The 17101-nt window shown below is 52.5% G+C and carries 13 protein-coding genes; 10 read left to right on the top strand and 3 right to left on the bottom strand.

The features are described from left to right. Positions 1 to 18: 18 nt before the first annotated feature. Together ABYA77_RS10825 and ABYA77_RS10820 are read right to left on the bottom strand one after the other, a co-directional pair. Positions 19 to 1956, bottom strand: coding sequence for an Ig-like domain-containing protein (locus ABYA77_RS10825; protein WP_372965983.1), 1938 nt, complete (start codon positions 1954 to 1956; stop codon positions 19 to 21). Positions 1957 to 2167: 211 nt separating this feature from the next. Next, the gene (locus tag ABYA77_RS10820; protein ID WP_372965982.1) at positions 2168 to 4339 is read right to left on the bottom strand and encodes a primosomal protein N'; all 2172 of its coding nucleotides are present in this window, start codon (positions 4337 to 4339) and stop codon (positions 2168 to 2170) included. Between the two features lie 233 nt (positions 4340 to 4572). Between ABYA77_RS10820 and rpmE the strand changes: the two genes are divergently transcribed. Together rpmE and ABYA77_RS10810 are read left to right on the top strand one after the other, a co-directional pair. Further along, entirely contained in the window at positions 4573 to 4794 is a 222-nt protein-coding gene (rpmE, locus tag ABYA77_RS10815) for a 50S ribosomal protein L31 (RefSeq protein WP_372965981.1), read from the top strand. Positions 4795 to 5008: 214 nt separating this feature from the next. Beyond that, entirely contained in the window at positions 5009 to 6274 is a 1266-nt protein-coding gene (locus ABYA77_RS10810; RefSeq protein ID WP_372965980.1) for a malic enzyme-like NAD(P)-binding protein, read from the top strand. Positions 6275 to 6349: 75 nt separating this feature from the next. Here ABYA77_RS10810 and ABYA77_RS10805 read toward each other — a convergent pair whose 3' ends face one another. Further along, positions 6350 to 8878: a penicillin-binding protein 1A gene (locus ABYA77_RS10805; protein WP_372965979.1), complete on the bottom strand. Its 2529-nt coding sequence runs from the start codon at positions 8876 to 8878 to the stop codon at positions 6350 to 6352. A 269-nt stretch (positions 8879 to 9147) separates the two neighbouring features. Between ABYA77_RS10805 and ABYA77_RS10800 the strand changes: the two genes are divergently transcribed. From ABYA77_RS10800 to ABYA77_RS10765, 8 genes are all read left to right on the top strand, one after another. Then, positions 9148 to 10212: a pilus assembly protein PilM gene (locus ABYA77_RS10800; protein WP_372965978.1), complete on the top strand. Its 1065-nt coding sequence runs from the start codon at positions 9148 to 9150 to the stop codon at positions 10210 to 10212. Next, positions 10212 to 10778, top strand: a complete 567-nt coding sequence (locus ABYA77_RS10795) for a PilN domain-containing protein (RefSeq protein ID WP_372965977.1) — start codon at positions 10212 to 10214, stop codon at positions 10776 to 10778. The genes ABYA77_RS10800 and ABYA77_RS10795 overlap by 1 nt, the downstream gene beginning before the upstream one ends. Then, positions 10775 to 11386: a type 4a pilus biogenesis protein PilO gene (locus tag ABYA77_RS10790; protein WP_372965976.1), complete on the top strand. Its 612-nt coding sequence runs from the start codon at positions 10775 to 10777 to the stop codon at positions 11384 to 11386. Before ABYA77_RS10795 ends, ABYA77_RS10790 begins: the two co-directional genes overlap by 4 nt. Before the next feature lie 2 nt (positions 11387 to 11388). Continuing rightward, on the top strand, positions 11389 to 11931 hold the full coding sequence (locus tag ABYA77_RS10785) for a pilus assembly protein PilP (protein ID WP_372965975.1): 543 nt from the start codon (positions 11389 to 11391) through the stop codon (positions 11929 to 11931). A gap of 14 nt (positions 11932 to 11945) precedes the next feature. Beyond that, a complete protein-coding gene (pilQ, locus tag ABYA77_RS10780) occupies positions 11946 to 14054 on the top strand; it encodes a type IV pilus secretin PilQ (protein WP_372965974.1) in 2109 nt (702 codons plus the stop codon). 125 nt (positions 14055 to 14179) lie between these two features. Beyond that, positions 14180 to 14770, top strand: a complete 591-nt coding sequence (gene aroK / locus ABYA77_RS10775) for a shikimate kinase AroK (RefSeq protein ID WP_372965973.1) — start codon at positions 14180 to 14182, stop codon at positions 14768 to 14770. After that, complete coding sequence (gene aroB / locus ABYA77_RS10770; RefSeq protein WP_372965972.1) at positions 14739 to 15827, top strand: 3-dehydroquinate synthase; 1089 nt, start codon at positions 14739 to 14741, stop codon at positions 15825 to 15827. The genes aroK and aroB overlap by 32 nt, the downstream gene beginning before the upstream one ends. Before the next feature lie 40 nt (positions 15828 to 15867). After that, on the top strand, positions 15868 to 17101 hold a 1234-nt coding region (locus ABYA77_RS10765; protein ID WP_372965971.1), incomplete at its 3' end, for an AAA family ATPase.

Below are 17101 nucleotides of genomic sequence, written 5' to 3'. Positions count from 1 at the left end.
CGGGCTTTTTCGTTGCGTTTATTGGTCGTCGAAGCAGCTGTTTGAGGTGCCGTAACGACTGCCGCCATTGAATGAAGGGGGCGTTGCATCCATATTGGTGAGGTCGGCAGAGCTACAGGACAACAAGGTTGTTCCTGACTCGCTAAACTCTGTTCCTTCAACGTTTACTTTGGCTGTGACAATGACCTCCGTCCATCCGCAAGCGCTTTGCGGGTACTTGAGGGAAAAGTGATATGAACCATCATCAGCTGATGTCTCGGAGCCCGAGACGGCAACAGCATCGTAGGAGGGTTCGAGGTGGCCGCTTCCGTTTATGTCTTCACCGGGATCTTCTTCGCCGTTGTAATTTACATCTTCAGCCGGGCATTCTGCAGTCGCTTGTCTCACCCAGCAGTCTGGGTCTGTCGCGCTCGGAGAACAAAATCCGGGCTGCCAGGTACCTTTAAAGTATTTTGTCGGTAATACGGAAAGCTCAACAGAGGCATTTTCGACAGGCTGTCCATTTGCATCAGAAACGAAAACTACCCAGTTTTTTAAATAATGGTCATCGTCTTCCTCTGTGAGCGTGTTCCCTGTGCCGATGGTCAACCGGTATGCGCCACTGGAAATTGTCAGATTGGCGCTGTCGTTAATTGTGCTGTCCTCTTGCACAAGAGCGGTGATCACAGTGCCATTAACGCCCGTTCCACTATTTCCTGCTGTGAATACTGTGGATACTCGGCCGAGCGAATCGGTAACTCCGTCAGGAGAGGAGAGAAAGCCGTTGCTAATATCATCCTCGATGGTAAAAAGGACTCGCTTTCCTTTTACCAGGTTGTTGTTGGCATCTCTGAGTATCGCAGTGATCCTGCTCTGTTCGCCTGGTTTCAGCTGAGTTCGGCTGGCCTGAGTGATAAGTTTGTCAGGGGTGGTCGCGACGAACTCAATATTCATGGATGTTGTAAGGTTTGACGCTTCGTTCCTCGCCACAATGGTTGCGGGCCCCGCTGAAGATGATGAAATGGTTGTCGTGATTTCACCATTTCCATCAGTCGTATCCTGATGGGAGAGCCCGCCGTTTACCAAACCGCGAGTTATCGAGAAGGTGATGTCTTGCCCTGCTTGCCCTGAACCATCCTCAGTCCAGGCGAAGGTTAAGTTGGATAATGTGTCAATGGCTATCTCTGCACCAGGTGCAGGAGATGAGAAGGTGAAGTCGCTGTCAGATACACTGATTTCAAGCGCTGAGGTGAGCTTGCTTTCGCCTGAAAACGCAGATACCTGCAGTGGGTAAGTCCCTGCGGCAGTCGGAGTAAGTGTAAAGGACGTTTCGCCCTGATCATCAGTGTATAACGTGCCACCGTTGGAAATGCTTGTATCGATTGAGATTGTCTCAACCGGAATCCCGTTGCCGTCAGAATCCGTTAATGTGGCGGTATAGGTGGCTGTATTGCCAGCGGAGATGTTAGTCGGTCCATCCAGAGACAATGTGGTCCCCGTAATGTTGATAGTAATAGCGCTTTCAATACCGCCGGCTTCTGCAGTGACTGTGGCAGCCCTGTTTTTGGGGTTTTGCGGTGTTGTCAGGATGGCTTCTGCTGTTCCGCTTTCGTCCGTTGTGCTCCGGACTTTTTGAATGGTCGCGTCAGCATCAACCCTGAACTCAACTGGAACGTTTTGGACCAAAACATTGTTTTGATCCCTTACAAAGACAAGGATTTCAGAGGATGCGTTATTGCTTGTGCCTATCTGAACCGGAGATGCACTGATTTTCAGTGAGCCGATTGTGGTGTCAATTTCGCCGTCACCATCTGTGTCGATGCCTCCTCCAGTACTACCGCCAGTGTTTGTGTCGCCTGAGCCTGACTGTTGATCGTCAGTGCCGGCCAAAGGAGATGAGCTTTCATCCCCTCCGCAAGCGACCAAAAGCATCGCCAGCGACAACGCTGACGCACGTGCAAGAAATTTCCCTGACATCTTTTATCTCTCCAGTGTTCGTTACAGCAAAAGCCTTTTTGCTACGCATCCTCAGCACGAGAACCGCAACCTTAGTTTTTTGTTCAGCATTGTGATTTAGATTGCTGAAAATCATAGCACAGTCAACCGGAATGGAATGCTTGCGTTTCCAGATTTGTGAAAAACATTGTAACCGTTTGCACGGTTTGCGCTAGTTCACACTTTTGAGTGGCTAGCCGGTTTCCTGAGGGTCTACATCGACCATCCATTTTGTGTTGCTCGGGAGCCTGGTCTGATCAAGGTGCTGGCAAAGACAGGCAAGTAGCCTGTTCAGCTGTTTCCGGTTGTCGCTGACAAATATAAGTTGGGCGCGGTGCCGGTCGGCTTTACGGGCGATGACAGCGGGTAAAGGGCCCCATGTTTCAATGCCCGGGACGTTAGCCATGGGCTTTAATGTATCGAGCAGTTGCAAGCTGTTTTGCATGGTGTCGGCTTCTGCTCGCAGTATGGCCATGGCCCGGAAGGGGGGAAGTTGTCCGGCTTCTCTTTCGGCCAGCAGTTGGTCTGCAATGGCTGGGTAATTGCCCTGGCATAGAGCGTTTAACAGCGGGTGGTCGCTGTGGCAGGTCTGAATCAGAACCTTGCCCGGCTTGTCGCCTCTGCCTGCGCGGCCGCTGACCTGTAACAGGGTTTGAATCATTTGTTCCGGGGCGCGGAAGTCTACGCTGAATAGCCCGCCATCGGCGTTCAAAACAGTGACTAATGTGACATTCGGGAAATCGTGGCCTTTCGCCAGCATTTGTGTGCCGACCAGTATGCAAGGCTCGCCACTGTTCACTTGTTTGAGGATGGCCTGAATGCTGCCTTTGCGCTGCGTACTGTCTCGGTCTACCCGCACGATCGGCGTGTCTGGAAATTGTTCTGCCAGTGTTTCTTCAGTGCGCTCAGTACCCTGGCCTACAGGTTTGAAGTTTTCGCTCTGGCATTTTGGGCAGGTAGCGCTGGCTGCCATCTGGAAATCGCAGTGGTGACAACGCATGGCCCTGTCGCGTCGGTGGTAGGTGAGACGGGTGTCGCAGCGGGGGCATTCTTCCATGTGGCCGCAATCGAAACACATCATGATGGGGGCAAATCCCCGGCGGTTTACAAACACCAGCGCTTGCTGGCCCCGTTTCAGTGTTTCTTTTATGGCAGTTAAAGCTGGGCGTGACAGCCCGGCCTCGAGCGGACGGCTGCGAATGTCCAGCAGGGTTAGCTCGGGAGGTTTTGCATTGCCCGCCCTCTCTTCCAGCCGGACCAGGTTGTATTTGCCGAGGTTTGCGTTATGCCAGGATTCCAAAGAAGGTGTTGCCGAGCCAAGAATGACCGGGCACTGGTTCAGGTGTGCGCGATAGACGGCCACGTCCCGGCCTGAGTAGCGAAAGCCTTCGCCCTGTTTATAAGAGCTGTCGTGTTCTTCATCCACGATGATGGTGCGCAGATGAATAAAAGGCAGCAGGGCGGCGGAGCGGGTGCCGATAAGAATAATGGGTTCGCCGTTACGAATTTTCAGCCAGGTGCTCAGGCGTTCGCTATCGTTAAGCGCTGAGTGCCACACTTGAATGCGATTGCCAAAATAACGGCGGAAACGGGCCAGAGTTTGTGGGGTGAGGTTGATTTCCGGCACGAGTACCAGTGCTTGTTCGTCTGGTTGCAGGCGGGTTTTCAGGTAGTGGAGGTAAATTTCGGTTTTTCCGCTACCGGTTATGCCAAATAATAAGCTGGCAGAGAACGTTTTTGTGTCTGATGGCAGTTGCTTTGCGGCTTGCGTTTGGGCTTCAGAAAGCTCTGGGGCGGGAAATGCCGCTTCGGGGGCTGCAAGTTTGCTGTTTTCGGGTATGCGCTGGGCAATCAGTTCTTTTTGTTCAAGCGCCCGGATTTGCGCGCGACTGTATCCTGCGTGAACGAGTGCACTGCTGGTGATGCCCGGGGTGGTTCTCACTATATTGAACAGTGCTGCTTGTCGATGAGCGTTAGCGGGCAAAGCTGCATCGGTGGCGTTGGCGTACCAGTGTTCGTCTTTTTTGAGTTCTGCGGCCCGGCCGCGGCGAAGCGCAGGGGGCAGTGCTGTGAACAGGCACTCTCCCAGAGGGTGTTGATAATAAGTGCTGGCCCAGGTCAGTAGCTGAAAGGTGTTGTCTGGTAATGCGGGCCAGGATTCCAGAGTTTCTGATATGGGCTTTAAGGTGATGCCTTCAGGCGGCTGGGTGTTTGTTTTAACAACGAGTCCGGTCAGAGTCTGGCGGCCAAAGGGTACTTTTACTCGCTGGCCGGGGGTCAGTTCCAGGTGCCCAGGGACAAGGTAGTCGAACAACCGGCGCAGGGGGCGATTTAGAGCGATGCGTGCGGTTTGGGGCTGTGTCACGGTATCTGCGTATCCTGAAACAATGTGTTGTGGCGCGGGCTGATGGTTTTGATGTATTCGACAGTGCGGAAGATACTTGCCTGCGGCCGGGTTTGCCAGTAAGATTCGCGATCTGTTTCTGGCCGGGCGTTGTTGTGCGCGGTCTTTCAATTGATTCAAAATTGCGGTGCCTGACATAAAAGGCGGTTTATCCGGTGATGATCAGGTAGCGGCATGCCCGAAAGAGGTTCGCCATGAAAGAAGGTATTCATCCTAAGTACGAAGAAATCACTGCTACCTGTTCTTGCGGTAATGTGATCAAAACCCGCTCTACCGTATGTCATGATATACAGCTGGACGTATGCTCCCAGTGTCACCCGTTCTATACTGGTAAGCAGAAGGTTATGGACACCGGTGGTCGTATTGATAAGTTCAACAAGCGTTTCGGCGGTCGTATTGGTGCTAAGAAAGACTGATCCCTGCCGGGATGAAAAAAAGCGCCTTCGGGCGCTTTTTTTGTGTCTGAAATATGGCAGAACTCATGGGGCATAGGCGAAATGCACTATTGACTGGTTGTTAAATATTCTGCATTAGCTTGTCGTTTTCGGATGATCGCGCCATAATGGCGCGCTCCGCCGGCCTGTGGTCGGACGGCTTTTACCTTTAAACGTGACAAACGGAACAGTGGCAATGTCTCAAGATCTGAAAGAAGCAGCCCTTGAATATCACGCCAAACCGCGGCCAGGTAAGCTGAGTGTTGAAATCACGAAGCCTACTGAAACAGCTCGCGATCTTTCCCTGGCGTATAGCCCCGGGGTTGCCGAGCCGGTCCGCGAGATCGCGAAGGACCCTGACAACGCATATAAGTATACTGCCAAGGGTAACCTGGTAGCCGTTATTTCTGACGGTACCGCTATCCTGGGTTTGGGTAACCTCGGGCCTCTGGCGAGCAAGCCGGTAATGGAAGGCAAAGGCGTACTGTTCAAGCGCTTTGCTGGAATTGACGTTTTCGATATCGAAGTTAATTCCGAAAGCCCGCAAGCGTTTATTGAAACTGTTGAGCGCATCGCGGATACCTTCGGTGGTATCAACCTGGAAGATATCAAAGCACCCGAGTGTTTCGAGATTGAACGTGCGCTGATTGACAAGTGTAATGTGCCAGTCTTCCATGATGACCAGCATGGTACCGCTATTGTCACTGCAGCTGGCATGCTCAATGCCCTCGAGTTGCAGGGCAAGAACATTGAAGAAGCGAAAGTGGTTTGTCTGGGTGCTGGCGCAGCAGCCATTGCTTGTACAAAACTGTTGATCAGCTGTGGCGTTCGCTCTGAAAACATTCTGATGGTTGATCGCAAGGGTGTGATCCACTCTGGTCGCGATGATCTGAATCAGTACAAAGCGATGTTTGCAAACGAGACGGACAAGCGCACTCTGGATGATGCCATTGACGGAGCCGATGTGTTCCTGGGGCTGTCCGGTCCTGATCTGCTGTCTGCTGACCAGCTGAAGAAGATGGCTCCAAACCCGATCGTGTTTGCTTGCTCGAACCCGGATCCCGAAATCAATCACGCGCTGGCTATGGCTACCCGCGATGATCTGATTATGGCAACGGGTCGTTCTGACTATCCGAACCAGGTGAACAACGTTCTGGGCTTCCCATTCATTTTCCGTGGTGCGCTGGACGTTCGTGCAACCGCTATCAATGAGGAAATGAAGGTGGCTGCAGTTAACGCCATTCGTGATCTGGCTAAAGAGCCTGTTCCTCAGGATATCTGTGCAGCCTACGGTGTGGATAGTCTGGAGTTTGGTAAGGATTACATTATTCCGAAGCCAATGGATGTTCGCTTGCTGGAAGTTGTACCTGCTGCTGTGGCTCGTGCTGCTGTGGATTCTGGTGTGGCTCGCTTGCCGTATCCTGCGCACTACCCACTGAAGTCTATGAGCGACATCATCTGATTTTGATGTAGCTTGGCTTCAAAAAAACCGGCGGAATCTCCGCCGGTTTTTTTATGGCTGGCTAATGGGCCCGGGTCAGAAAATTTGCCGGGAAAAGCTTTCTGACTGGTTGCCGTTTATGTGCTCGCCGTTGTCGTCCAGGGATAGTGGGTCGGGCGCTTCCTCTTCCTTGAACAGCTCAAAAATGCCGTCTTCACCTGGACGTGCGCGGCCCCCGGTTTTCGTGTTGATGCGAATGCTCACCAGGCCGTTGGGCCGGGGCATGGTGGATGATGGGGCGTCAGCGAGGGCAACTTTGACATAGTCAATCCAGATGGGAAGCGCCGTGCTGGATCCATATTCGCCGCGGCCAAGTGGTGCGGGTTGATCAAAACCAACCCAGACGGTGGTTGCCATGCTGTGATTGTAGCCGGCGAACCAGGTGTCTTTCTGTTCGTTAGTGGTTCCGGTTTTGCCTGCCAGATCGCTCCTTCCAAGCACTGCGGCCCGGCGCCCGGTGCCTCGACGGATAACGTCTTGCATGATGGAGTGCATCATGTAGACCGATCGGGAGTCTGCCAGCCTGCGCATGACTCTGGGGTTTTGGGAGGCTGTTGATGCGGACAGATGCAGGCCGTCTGTTTTCGGGATGTCTTCGATGCTGGTTATCGATGTCTCGCCTTGTTGCTCGAGTTGATCGCAGTTGGTGTCGCAAAGGATCGTTTCCGGAGCTTTATAGACGACGGTGCCGTTAGATTCGCTGATGCTTTCTATCAGGTAGGGTTGTACGTCGTAGCCCCCGTTGGCGATGACGGCAAAGCCTCGTGCAAGATCCATTGGGGTTAAGAGGCCGCTCCCTAGTGACAGCGAAAGGTTTGCCGGCATGTTATTTGTCGGTATTTTTAGCTGCTTAAGGTAATTCAGTGTGGTGCCAATACCGAGTTCGCGAAGTAACCGGATGGAAATAAGGTTTCTTGAGCGGTAGAGGCCTTCGCGCAAGGTGGTTGGGCCGTAGAACTGGCCGGACGAGTTTTGTGGGCGCCAGGCGGTTTCAAGGTCGGAGTCTTCGAACACAATCGGGGCATCGTTGTAGATGGTTGCAGGTGTTCTGCCATTCTCAAGTGCCGCCAGGTAGAGGAAAGGTTTAAATGTCGATCCAGGTTGGCGTTGAGCTTGTGTTGCCCTGTTGTACTTGCTTTGATTGAAACTATAGCCGCCCGCTAATGCTTCTATTGCACCGGTTTTTGCATTTAGCGAGATAAGGGCGCCTTCTACTTTCGGGATTTGAGACAGAGCAACATTCCGGGCGATGCTGGTTTGGGGCGCGAGGGTTTCGCCTTCGGTGGCAGCCGGACTCTCCGGAGATTCTGATGGTTCCAGAGTTTTCACATAGATGACGTCGCCAGTCGTGACAACATCGGAAGGCTTCTTCGGCTCGGGCCCTGTCAGGCTTTCTGTGCGATAGCGGCGGGCCCACTTCATGGTTTCGAATGCCATGGTGGCAGAGCCCAGGGTTCTGGTGTGAACCTTCACTTCGCCATTTTGGTCGTCAACGGAGGTTACGATGGCCGGGGTGAGGTCTTCAACCCGGGGGTAGTTTGCAAGTTGCTCTGTCAGGTCTTCGGGGGTTTGGTTGCTGATGTCTATTTGTGCAATTGCGCCCCGGTAGCCGTGTCGGCGGTCGTAGTTTTCGAGGCCGGTTCTTAGTGCGTTGGTCGCTGTTTGCTGTTTCAGGCCGTTGACGGTCAATTTGACGCTGTAGCCGTCGGTGTAGGCGGTGTCACCGAATCGCCGGACCATTTCGGCGCGCGCCATTTCAGCAACGTAGTCAGCATCGATGTCGGTTTCGCGAGCGTTATAGCTTGCAGTGATCGGCGCGCTCGCAGCCAGGGCGAGGGCATCTTCGCTGATGTATCCAAGGTCTTTCATTCGCCCGAGAATCCAGTTTCGGCGAACCAGAGCACGCTCAGGATCTGCGAGCGGGTTATAGGCTGATGGCGCTTTCGGGAGCCCTGCAAGCATAGCCATCTGGGCGAGCGACAGTTCGTTTACTGGCTTGTCGTAATAAACCTGTGCGGCTGCCGCTATGCCGTATGCGCGGTTGCCTAAATAAATCTTGTTTAAATACAGTTCAAGAATCTTGTCTTTGCTGAGCTCGCGCTCAATCTGGATGGCCAGAAGTATCTCGCTGAATTTACGAATGAAGGTCCTGTCGCGTGACAAAAAGTAATTTTTTGCAACCTGCATTGTGATGGTGCTGCCTCCGGACTGAATGGAGCCGGTGGAGATGAGTTCTATGGCAGCCCGCGTCAGGCCTTTGATGTCTACCCCGAAGTGCTCGTGAAATCTGGAGTCTTCAGCCGCCAGAAAGGCTTGTAACTGAAGTGTAGGGATCTGTTCGATTGTGATCGGGGTCCTTCTCTTTTCGCCGAATTCTGCTATTAATCTGTTGTCATTACTGTACACACGCAAAGGCGTTTGCAGTTTGACGTCGAGCAGTTGATCTACGGGAGGTAAGCTTGGCCGTAAATAAAGGTACAGGCTTGCGGAAATAATAATGGCGACACTCAGGCCAGTAAGAATGAACCAGGCAAAAACGCGAGATGTACGCAGCAAATGAGACATTTTTTTCTGACATCTGTTAGATATAGGTCTATTATTTGAGAAATTGCTTTAGGAAGGTTTGGCGGCCTTCCTGCCTGCAATGTCTCCCGAGGATTCAGGAGAATGCATTGTAGACGGAATGAATCAGAAATTCTCTTACATATAAAATAGATAATATAAGCAGGTAAACTGCACAAAACTAAGAGAGCGTTTCCGGGGTCATTGCCTGAAAGGGTTATTGTCCGGGGGCTGCAACGCCGGGTGTATTCAACCAGGTATAGGGTGAGCGCGTGTTCGGATTGTTAGGAAAAAAATCCAGTTCCGTACTGGGAGTTGATATTAGCTCCAGTTCGGTGAAACTACTCGAGCTGTCGAAGCAGGGCGACCGTTACAGGGTCGAAAGCTACGCTGTTGAGCCTCTTCCGGCCAACGCAGTTGTCGAGAAAAATATCACAGACGTAGAAACGGTTGGCGAAGTGCTCAAGCGTGTTGCGTCTAAATCCCGCACTAGTGTCAAACAGGTGGCTGTTGCAGTCTCCGGTTCGGCGGTCATTACCAAAGTGATCCAGATGGATTCCGGTCTCAATGAATTTGAGATGGAAGACCAGATCGCACTGGAAGCGGATCAATACATTCCTTATCCCCTCGATGAAGTAGCTATCGATTTTGAGGTACAGGGGCCTTCCGAGAGCAACCCGGACCAGGTCGATGTGCTTCTGGCTGCTTGCCGCAAAGAGAACGTTGACGTTCGGGAAGACGCTCTGGAAATTGCCGGGCTGAATGCGAAAGTTGTGGATGTTGAGGCCTATGCTCTGGAACGGGCATATGAGCTGATCGAACCTCAACTCGATTCTCAGGGTGAAGAGCTGGTGGTTGCGGTTGTGGATATCGGCGCAACGATGACCACTCTGAGTGTTCTGGCGGAAGCTAAAACCGTTTATACCCGCGAGCAGATTTTTGGTGGTAAACAGTTGACTGAAGAAATTCAGCGTCGTTACGGGTTGTCTTTTGAAGAAGCCGGTCTTGCCAAGAAGCAGGGCGGCCTGCCGGATGACTACGAGACCGAGGTGTTGACCCCGTTCCGGGAAGCCGTTGTTCAGCAGGTGGCGCGTGCACTTCAGTTCTTCTTTGGTGCCAGCCAGTACAACGCGGTGGACTACGTGGTTCTTGCTGGCGGTACAGCTTCTATTCCGGGCCTTACCGAAATGGTCGAAGAGAAAACTGGAGCGCCAACGTTGGTGGCCAACCCGTTCGCCAATATGGCGGTTGGTTCACGGGTGAATGCATCCTCGTTGAGCAATGATGCTCCATCGTTGATGATTGCCTGTGGTCTGGCAATGAGGAGTTTCGACTGATGGCAAAAATTAACCTCAGACCCTGGCGCGAAGAACTGCGAGCAGAAAAGCAGAAGCAGTTTGTTGTAATGATGCTGGGTGCGGTCATTATCGCTGCAGGCTTGGTGTTCTTGTGGAAATCAGACACAGATAGCCGGATAGCGTATCAGCAGTCTCGCAACGCTTATATTGAGACTGCGACGAAACAGCTGGATAAACAGATCACAGAAATTGAAAACCTTAAGCGTCAGCGGGACGAGTTGCTGGCACGCATGCAGGTGATTCAGGATCTTCAGGGCAAACGCCCGGTAATCGTGCGGGTTTTTGACGAGCTGGTTCGAACACTGCCGGATGGCCTCTTCTATGTGGACCTCAAGAGAACCGGGGAGCGTATAGATATTGTGGGTATGGCGGAGTCTAACAGTCGGATTTCTAATCTGATGCGTCATTTCGACGAGTCGGAGTGGTTCACTAATCCGAATCTCACCAATGTGTCAGCGGCAGATGACCTGCGCTCTGGGTACAGTGAGTTTAATCTCTCCGTTCAGCAGAAAACGTCAGAGCCCGAAGGGGAGGATGAAGAATGAGCCTCGCGGACTCAATGAAAAGTCTTAACGAATTCGATATCAATGATCTCGATATCAATAACGCAGGTATCTGGCCGGCTCCTGTAAAAGCCATTGTGGTTCTTGTTGTGTTTGGCCTGATTCTCGGCGGTGGTTACTGGTTCTTTATCAAAGATCAGTATACCCAGTTGGATCGTGTGGCCCAGGAAGAACAGGAGCTGAAACAGAAATACGAGCAAAAAGCCTATCAAGTTGCCAATCTTGAGGTCTTTAAAGCTCAGATGGTCGAAATGGAAGAAACCTTTGGTGCGCTGGTTCGCCAGCTACCCAGTGAAACTGAAGTTCCAGGTTTGCTGGAGGATATTACCAATACGGCGCTCGGTAATGGGCTTAGTTTGCAGGAAGTTAAACTGCAACCGGAGCAACGCAGGGATTTCTACTCTGAGCTGCCGATCAATGTCCGGGTTTCAGGTACTTACCATGAGTTGGCTTCCTTTGTGAGCAGTGTGGCAAGTCTTCCACGAATTGTTACGCTGCACGACCTGACTATTAAACCAATCGATGGGGATGGTGATCAGCTTGATATGCAAGTTGTGGCTCGTACCTATCGCTACCGGGCTGGAGAGTAAGCATGGCAAAGAAGCATGCAGGAAAAGCCTGGCTGGGTGTGTGTCTGGCGTCTTTGCTGACAGCCTGTTCCCAGGGGAACGGTTTTGCGGACCTGGACAAGTTTATGGCGGATACCCGGGCCAAGCCCCGGGGGCACGTTGAGCCCTTGCCAGAATTCAAGGCCTACGAGGCATTCAGTTATTCCGCAGCTGACCGCAGGGCGCCGTTTGAGCCGCCAGTCGATGTCCAGCTGACGATGGTGGACGAAGAGCCGATAACCGATGTTGAGCCTGACCTTGATCGCCCGAGAGAGGTGCTGGAGAACTTTGATCTTAAAGCTCTGGCCATGGTTGGAACTTTGGAAGGTGCGGACGGAAGCCTTTACGCATTGGTTCGAGACGACACAGCGGGTATCCACAGGGTACAAACCGGGAATTACATAGGGCAGAACTACGGCCGCATTGTAGGTGTCAGTGAAACTCGGATTGAGTTGATTGAAATCGTTCCGAATGGTCGGGGTGGATGGGTTGAACGCCCGCGCTCCCTGTCTTTGGATGAAGGCTGAGGAGCGGCAGAAGGATGAATACAAGAAACATGCATGAACAAACAGTTTTAGGGTCGAGGCTAGCGATGTTCAAAAAACTCAATGTCTGCGTAGGCGTAGTTGCCGTCGGGTTATGGAGCAGCCTGGCCAGTGCGGTCACACTGCAAGACGTATCGTTTTCGTCGCTGCCGGGTGAACGCTTGGAAGTAACGATGGAGTTCGATGGAACTCCACCAGAACCGACTGGTTATACCATTGAGCGCCCGGCACGGATCACCGTTGATCTGAAGGGTGCCAACAGTGCGATCAATCAACGGAGTATTCCGCTAGGATCAGGTAATGCTCAGAGCGTGACGATCGTTGAAACCAAGGATCGGACTCGTCTGATTTTTAACTTGGTGGAGCTGGTTCCCCATGAGACGGTGCGGGAGAACAACTCTCTGGTGATGACCATCGGTGGTGCCGCTGCATCGTCATCCATGACCGCTTCAGCACCACAAACCTCGGCCTCTGCACCAGCGGCCACAAATGCTCTGGCCGGCGTAGATTTTCGTAGGGGAAAATCGGGCGAGGGTAGGGTGATTGTTGATCTGGGTAACAGTTCGTCGGCGGTTAACCTGACGGAGCTTGGTGGTCGTATCCGGCTGACTATGCCTGATCTGGACGTGCCAGCGGACCTTCGCCGTCGTTTGGATGTAACTGATTTTGCGACACCGGTAACCCGTATTGATACCTTCGTAGAAGATGGTAGTGCCGTTGTTGAAATTCGTCCTGAGGGCGAATATGACTACATTGCGTATCAGTCTGGTCGTGAGTTTACGGTAAGTGTTGAAGAGATTTCTCAGGAAGAGGCGGAAACTCGTCGGGAAGAAAAATTCCCGTACACCGGTGAAAAACTGTCCCTTAACTTCCAGGACATCGAAGTACGTTCAGTGCTTCAGCTGATTGCGGATTTTACGGGTCTTAACCTTGTGGCCAGTGACACCGTTGGCGGAAGCATCACTCTGCGCTTACAGAACGTGCCCTGGGATCAGGCGCTAGAGCTGATTCTGAAAACCAAGGGCCTGGATAAGCGTCAGATTGGTAACGTTTTGCTGGTTGCGCCCGCTGATGAAATTGCTGCCCGCGAGAAGCTTGAGCTTGAAACCAACAAGCAGATTGCTGAACTGGCCCCGGTTCGCTTGGATATCATTCAAGTGAACTACGCTAAAGCTGATGAAATTGTCAGCCTGATTCAGGCTGATGCTGAGTTGATTTCTTCCCGCGGCTTCGTGTCTTCAGATAAGCGAACAAATACCATCACGGTTCGTGAAAGTGCCGATAAGCTGGAAGAAATCCGCCGCTTGGTCAGCACCTGGGATGTGCCGGTGCGTCAAGTCTCTATCGAAGCCCGTATTGTTCGTGCTCAGACTAACGTAGCGGAAAATCTGGGTGTTCGCTGGGGTGGTGCAGCTTACGATGTCAGCGGCAACGACGTTGTGACAGTGGGTGGTTCCCTTGGTACGCTAAGCGAAGCTCGCAGTGCTGCCAGCGGTGGTAGCAACACCATCTCATTCCCGGGCGCGCTGGGTGTTGACCTGGGTGTGACGGACGAAGGGTCCTCATCTTTCGCTATTGGCTGGGGGAGCGATGATTTCCTGATTGACCTTGAGCTGTCTGCACTTGAGAGCGATGGTCAGGCTGAAGTTGTTTCGCAGCCTCGTGTGATAACAGCGGACCGCCAGAGCGCGTCTATTAAGTCAGGTGAGGAGATTCCTTATCAGGAAGCCACTTCCAGTGGTGCAACTAACGTTGAGTTCAAAGAGGCAGTGCTGTCTCTGGAAGTCACTCCACAAATAACACCTGATGATAAAATTATCATGGATCTGGTGGTTAGCCAGGACTCCCGCGGCGAAGTAACAGCGGGTATTCCGTCAATCAACACGAACGAGGTCACTACGCAGGTTCTGGTGGCGAATGGTGAAACGGTCGTATTGGGCGGAATCTTCCAGTCTGAAGTGACGACTCAAACCACCAAAACACCGTTCCTGGGTGACATTCCTTACCTTGGCCGTTTGTTCAAGCGCACAGAGCATGTCGATGAGCGCAGTGAGTTGCTGATCTTTATCACGCCTAAGATCATCAAGAGTGACCTGATCCAGTAAAAGGGTCTGGGACTAAAAGCCGCCGCTAACCACGGCGGCTTTTTTTTGCCCAGAGCATGGCGAGCTTATGGATTGGTCCGCCCTGTGCTATTCTCATCCGCCTGAAAATTTGTTGAGCGGAAATTATGTCTTTGCCCAAACGTGTTGTTCTGGTTGGGCCCATGGGGGCCGGAAAAAGCACTATCGGCCGTATGCTTGCCAAAGAGCTCGGTTATCGTTTTTTGGATTCTGATCGTGTTATTGAAGAGCGTTGCGGGGCAAATATTCCGTGGATTTTTGATGTAGAAGGTGAAGATGGCTTCCGGCAGCGAGAAACTGCCATGCTTGATGAAATGACCACTGAGACCGGGGTGGTATTGGCGACGGGTGGCGGAGCGGTAATGCGCCCGGAAAACCACCCTTTATTGCGCAGGAATGCGGTCGTTGTTTACCTGAAAACATCTGTAGAACAGCAAGTTGAGCGTACAAGAAAAGATCGTAATCGCCCTCTGCTTCAAAACGATGATCCGGAGGGGGTTCTCAGAAGGTTATTTGCGGTAAGGGACCCTCTGTATACCAGACTGGCAGATATCATTATGTATACTGACCGTAAAAGCCCACGGCTTGTGGTCAGGCAGCTGGTCAACAGAATAAGCCCCAAAACCCCTCGGCATAGAAGGCAACGGCGTAAGGAAGGTCGTCAGCATGTACAAGGTACTCAAAGAACTGAAAGTTGACTTGGGTGAGCGTAGCTATCCCATCATTATTGGTACGGGGCTGCTGGGAGAGTATGACCTGACACCATGGGTCAGTGGTGGTCAGGTGATGATTGTGACCAACGAGACAGTTGCGCCGCTATACCTGGAAAAGGCGAAAGGGTGCTTTCCGGGTAAGGCCGTTGACGTGGTTGCACTGCCAGACGGTGAAGAGTACAAAAACTGGCAAACGCTGAATCTGATCTTTGACGGACTTCTGGAGAATCGTCATACGCGACACACCACGATAGCAGCGTTGGGTGGTGGTGTTGTGGGTGATATGGCTGGCTTTGCTGCAGCCTGTTATCAGCGCGGTGTGCCATTTGTCCAGATGCCCACAACGCTGTTGTCGCAGGTAGACTCTTCCGTTGGCGGCAAGACCGGTATTAATCATCCGTTGGGTAAGAACATGGTTGGGGCGTTTCACCAGCCACAAGCTGTTCTTATTGATACTGACACGTTGATGACACTTCCGCCTCGTGAGGTAACTGCAGGGTTGGCTGAGGTGATTAAGTACGGCTTGATTCGTGATAAGTCGATGCTTGGCTGGTTAGAACGGCATATTGATTCTCTTCGCGGACTGGATACCGTAGCTCTGGGCGAGGCGATTTACCGGTCGTGCCTGTGTAAGGCCGAGGTGGTTTCGCTGGACGAGAAAGAGGGCGGTATCCGGGCAATTCTGAATCTTGGTCACACCTTTGGTCACGCCATAGAAACGTTTGCGGGCTATGGTCACTGGCTGCATGGTGAGGCCGTTGGTACTGGGATGATGATGGCTGCAGACCTCTCTGTGCGCGAAGAGCTTATCAGTCCGGCCGACAAGGCTCGTGCAGACGAGCTGATCCGGCGTGCAGGCTTGCCGGAGAAAGCCCCGGCAGGGATGTCTGAGGCGGATTTTATGAGTTTGATGGCTGTTGATAAAAAGAACGTGGATGGCCAGCTTCGTTTGGTGTTGCTGCGTGAGTTGGGTGATGCGTGGGTTACTGCGAGTGCTAAGCCAGAGAATATTCGCGCAACCTTGCAGGCGTTTATCAGTTAACCCGTCGGTATTGTTTAAGCGACAGATACAGGGATGACGTGTGGTTCAGGACATATTAAACAGTCTTGAAGGCGGGGGCTTGTTTCCCCGTCTGCAGCAGCGTTACGGTTTGCGGGAAAACCCATTAGAAATGGATGTGCCCTTTTTCCCGGGAGCGATGCGCCAACATGCATTGGAATCGCTGCGGCATCTCTGCGGATTTGGCGATATGGCGCTCGTCCTCACAGGAGCGCCGGGCGCAGGAAAAACACGGGTTTTGGCTGAGCTGGTTCGCAGTGAGTCGGCGAGGCTGGAGTTCCACCGAATACCATCATCGGCTCTTACCAGTGCTGCGGCCCTGGCCCGGGATCTTCGGGCTTTTTCCCGTTCAGGTGTCTCAGATGATCTTGATCCCCGAGATGCTGTTTTTCGTTACTTCAAAGGTTCTGAAAGCCGTGTTCAGCGTGGTCAGCGCCAGGTACTTTTGATTGACGATGCTGACCGCGTTGCGCCAGATGTTCTGAACCTTCTTTTGTCTGCATTTTTGGCTTCCGATCGCTCGGTTGCGGCAGTGCCTGTTTTTGCGGGCACTGATGGTTTTAGCCGGGCATTTTCTTATGATCAGACTTCCGGCCACCTTCATCATATTGCGCTTCCCCCGTTGGGCAAGGATGATTTGGCCGCATACTTGGAGCCCAGGGTTCAAAGAGCTGGTGGCCCAATGGATGAGCTCTTGTCGCCATACCGGTTGAAGCAGATTCACGCGTTGAGCCATGGCAGTTTTGGCCGCCTGAAGCGTGTGACGCCTGGGATCTGGTTGGATATGGTGGCTTCGTCTCATTCGCCCTCACGTTTTAACTTGCCCTCATTAGAAAGTCTGCGCTGGCCTGCTTTGGCTGTTATTTTGCTTGGGGTGTCCTGGTGGCTGGTTTCTCAGCGCTATGATGAAACGGTACAGGGGCAGTCTGAGTTGGTTGTAGCGCCAGAGCGCATACGTAAAAGTATTACGATCGGCCCTGAGCTTGAGGCGGGCGGAGATGCGGGTCTGAATCCGGTGGAGGATGAGCCGCCTGCTGCTGATCCTGTGTTGCCGGAAAGAATTGACCCTGAGCCGGTGGTGGAAGAATCCGGGAAGCTGGAATCTTCGCTTGTTCCTGATGACATTGTGAAAGAACCAGAACCAGAACCAGAACCAGAGCCAGAGCCAGAACCAGAACCAGAACCAGAACCAGAACCAGAACCAGAACCAGAACCAGAACCAGAGCCAGAGCCAGAGTCAGAGTCAGAGCCAGAGT

The sequence above is a fragment of the Marinobacter sp. genome, assembly GCF_041595835.1.
In the GTDB taxonomy this organism is placed as follows: domain Bacteria; phylum Pseudomonadota; class Gammaproteobacteria; order Pseudomonadales; family Oleiphilaceae; genus Marinobacter.
Note: the sequence above shows the minus strand (reverse complement) of the source record. Positions and strands in the feature narration are given on the sequence as shown.

Excerpts from the sequence above, each read along its gene's own strand:
- ABYA77_RS10825 (WP_372965983.1), bottom strand. The coding sequence starts at position 1,956 with ATGTCAGGGAAATTTCTTGCACGTGCGTCAGCGTTGTCGCTGGCGATG.
- rpmE (WP_372965981.1), top strand. The coding sequence starts at position 4,573 with ATGAAAGAAGGTATTCATCCTAAGTACGAAGAAATCACTGCTACCTGT.
- ABYA77_RS10810 (WP_372965980.1), top strand. The coding sequence starts at position 5,009 with ATGTCTCAAGATCTGAAAGAAGCAGCCCTTGAATATCACGCCAAACCG.
- ABYA77_RS10805 (WP_372965979.1), bottom strand. The coding sequence starts at position 8,878 with ATGTCTCATTTGCTGCGTACATCTCGCGTTTTTGCCTGGTTCATTCTT.
- ABYA77_RS10795 (WP_372965977.1), top strand. The coding sequence starts at position 10,212 with ATGGCAAAAATTAACCTCAGACCCTGGCGCGAAGAACTGCGAGCAGAA.
- ABYA77_RS10790 (WP_372965976.1), top strand. The coding sequence starts at position 10,775 with ATGAGCCTCGCGGACTCAATGAAAAGTCTTAACGAATTCGATATCAAT.
- ABYA77_RS10785 (WP_372965975.1), top strand. The coding sequence starts at position 11,389 with ATGGCAAAGAAGCATGCAGGAAAAGCCTGGCTGGGTGTGTGTCTGGCG.
- pilQ (WP_372965974.1), top strand. The coding sequence starts at position 11,946 with ATGAATACAAGAAACATGCATGAACAAACAGTTTTAGGGTCGAGGCTA.
- aroK (WP_372965973.1), top strand. The coding sequence starts at position 14,180 with ATGTCTTTGCCCAAACGTGTTGTTCTGGTTGGGCCCATGGGGGCCGGA.
- aroB (WP_372965972.1), top strand. The coding sequence starts at position 14,739 with ATGTACAAGGTACTCAAAGAACTGAAAGTTGACTTGGGTGAGCGTAGC.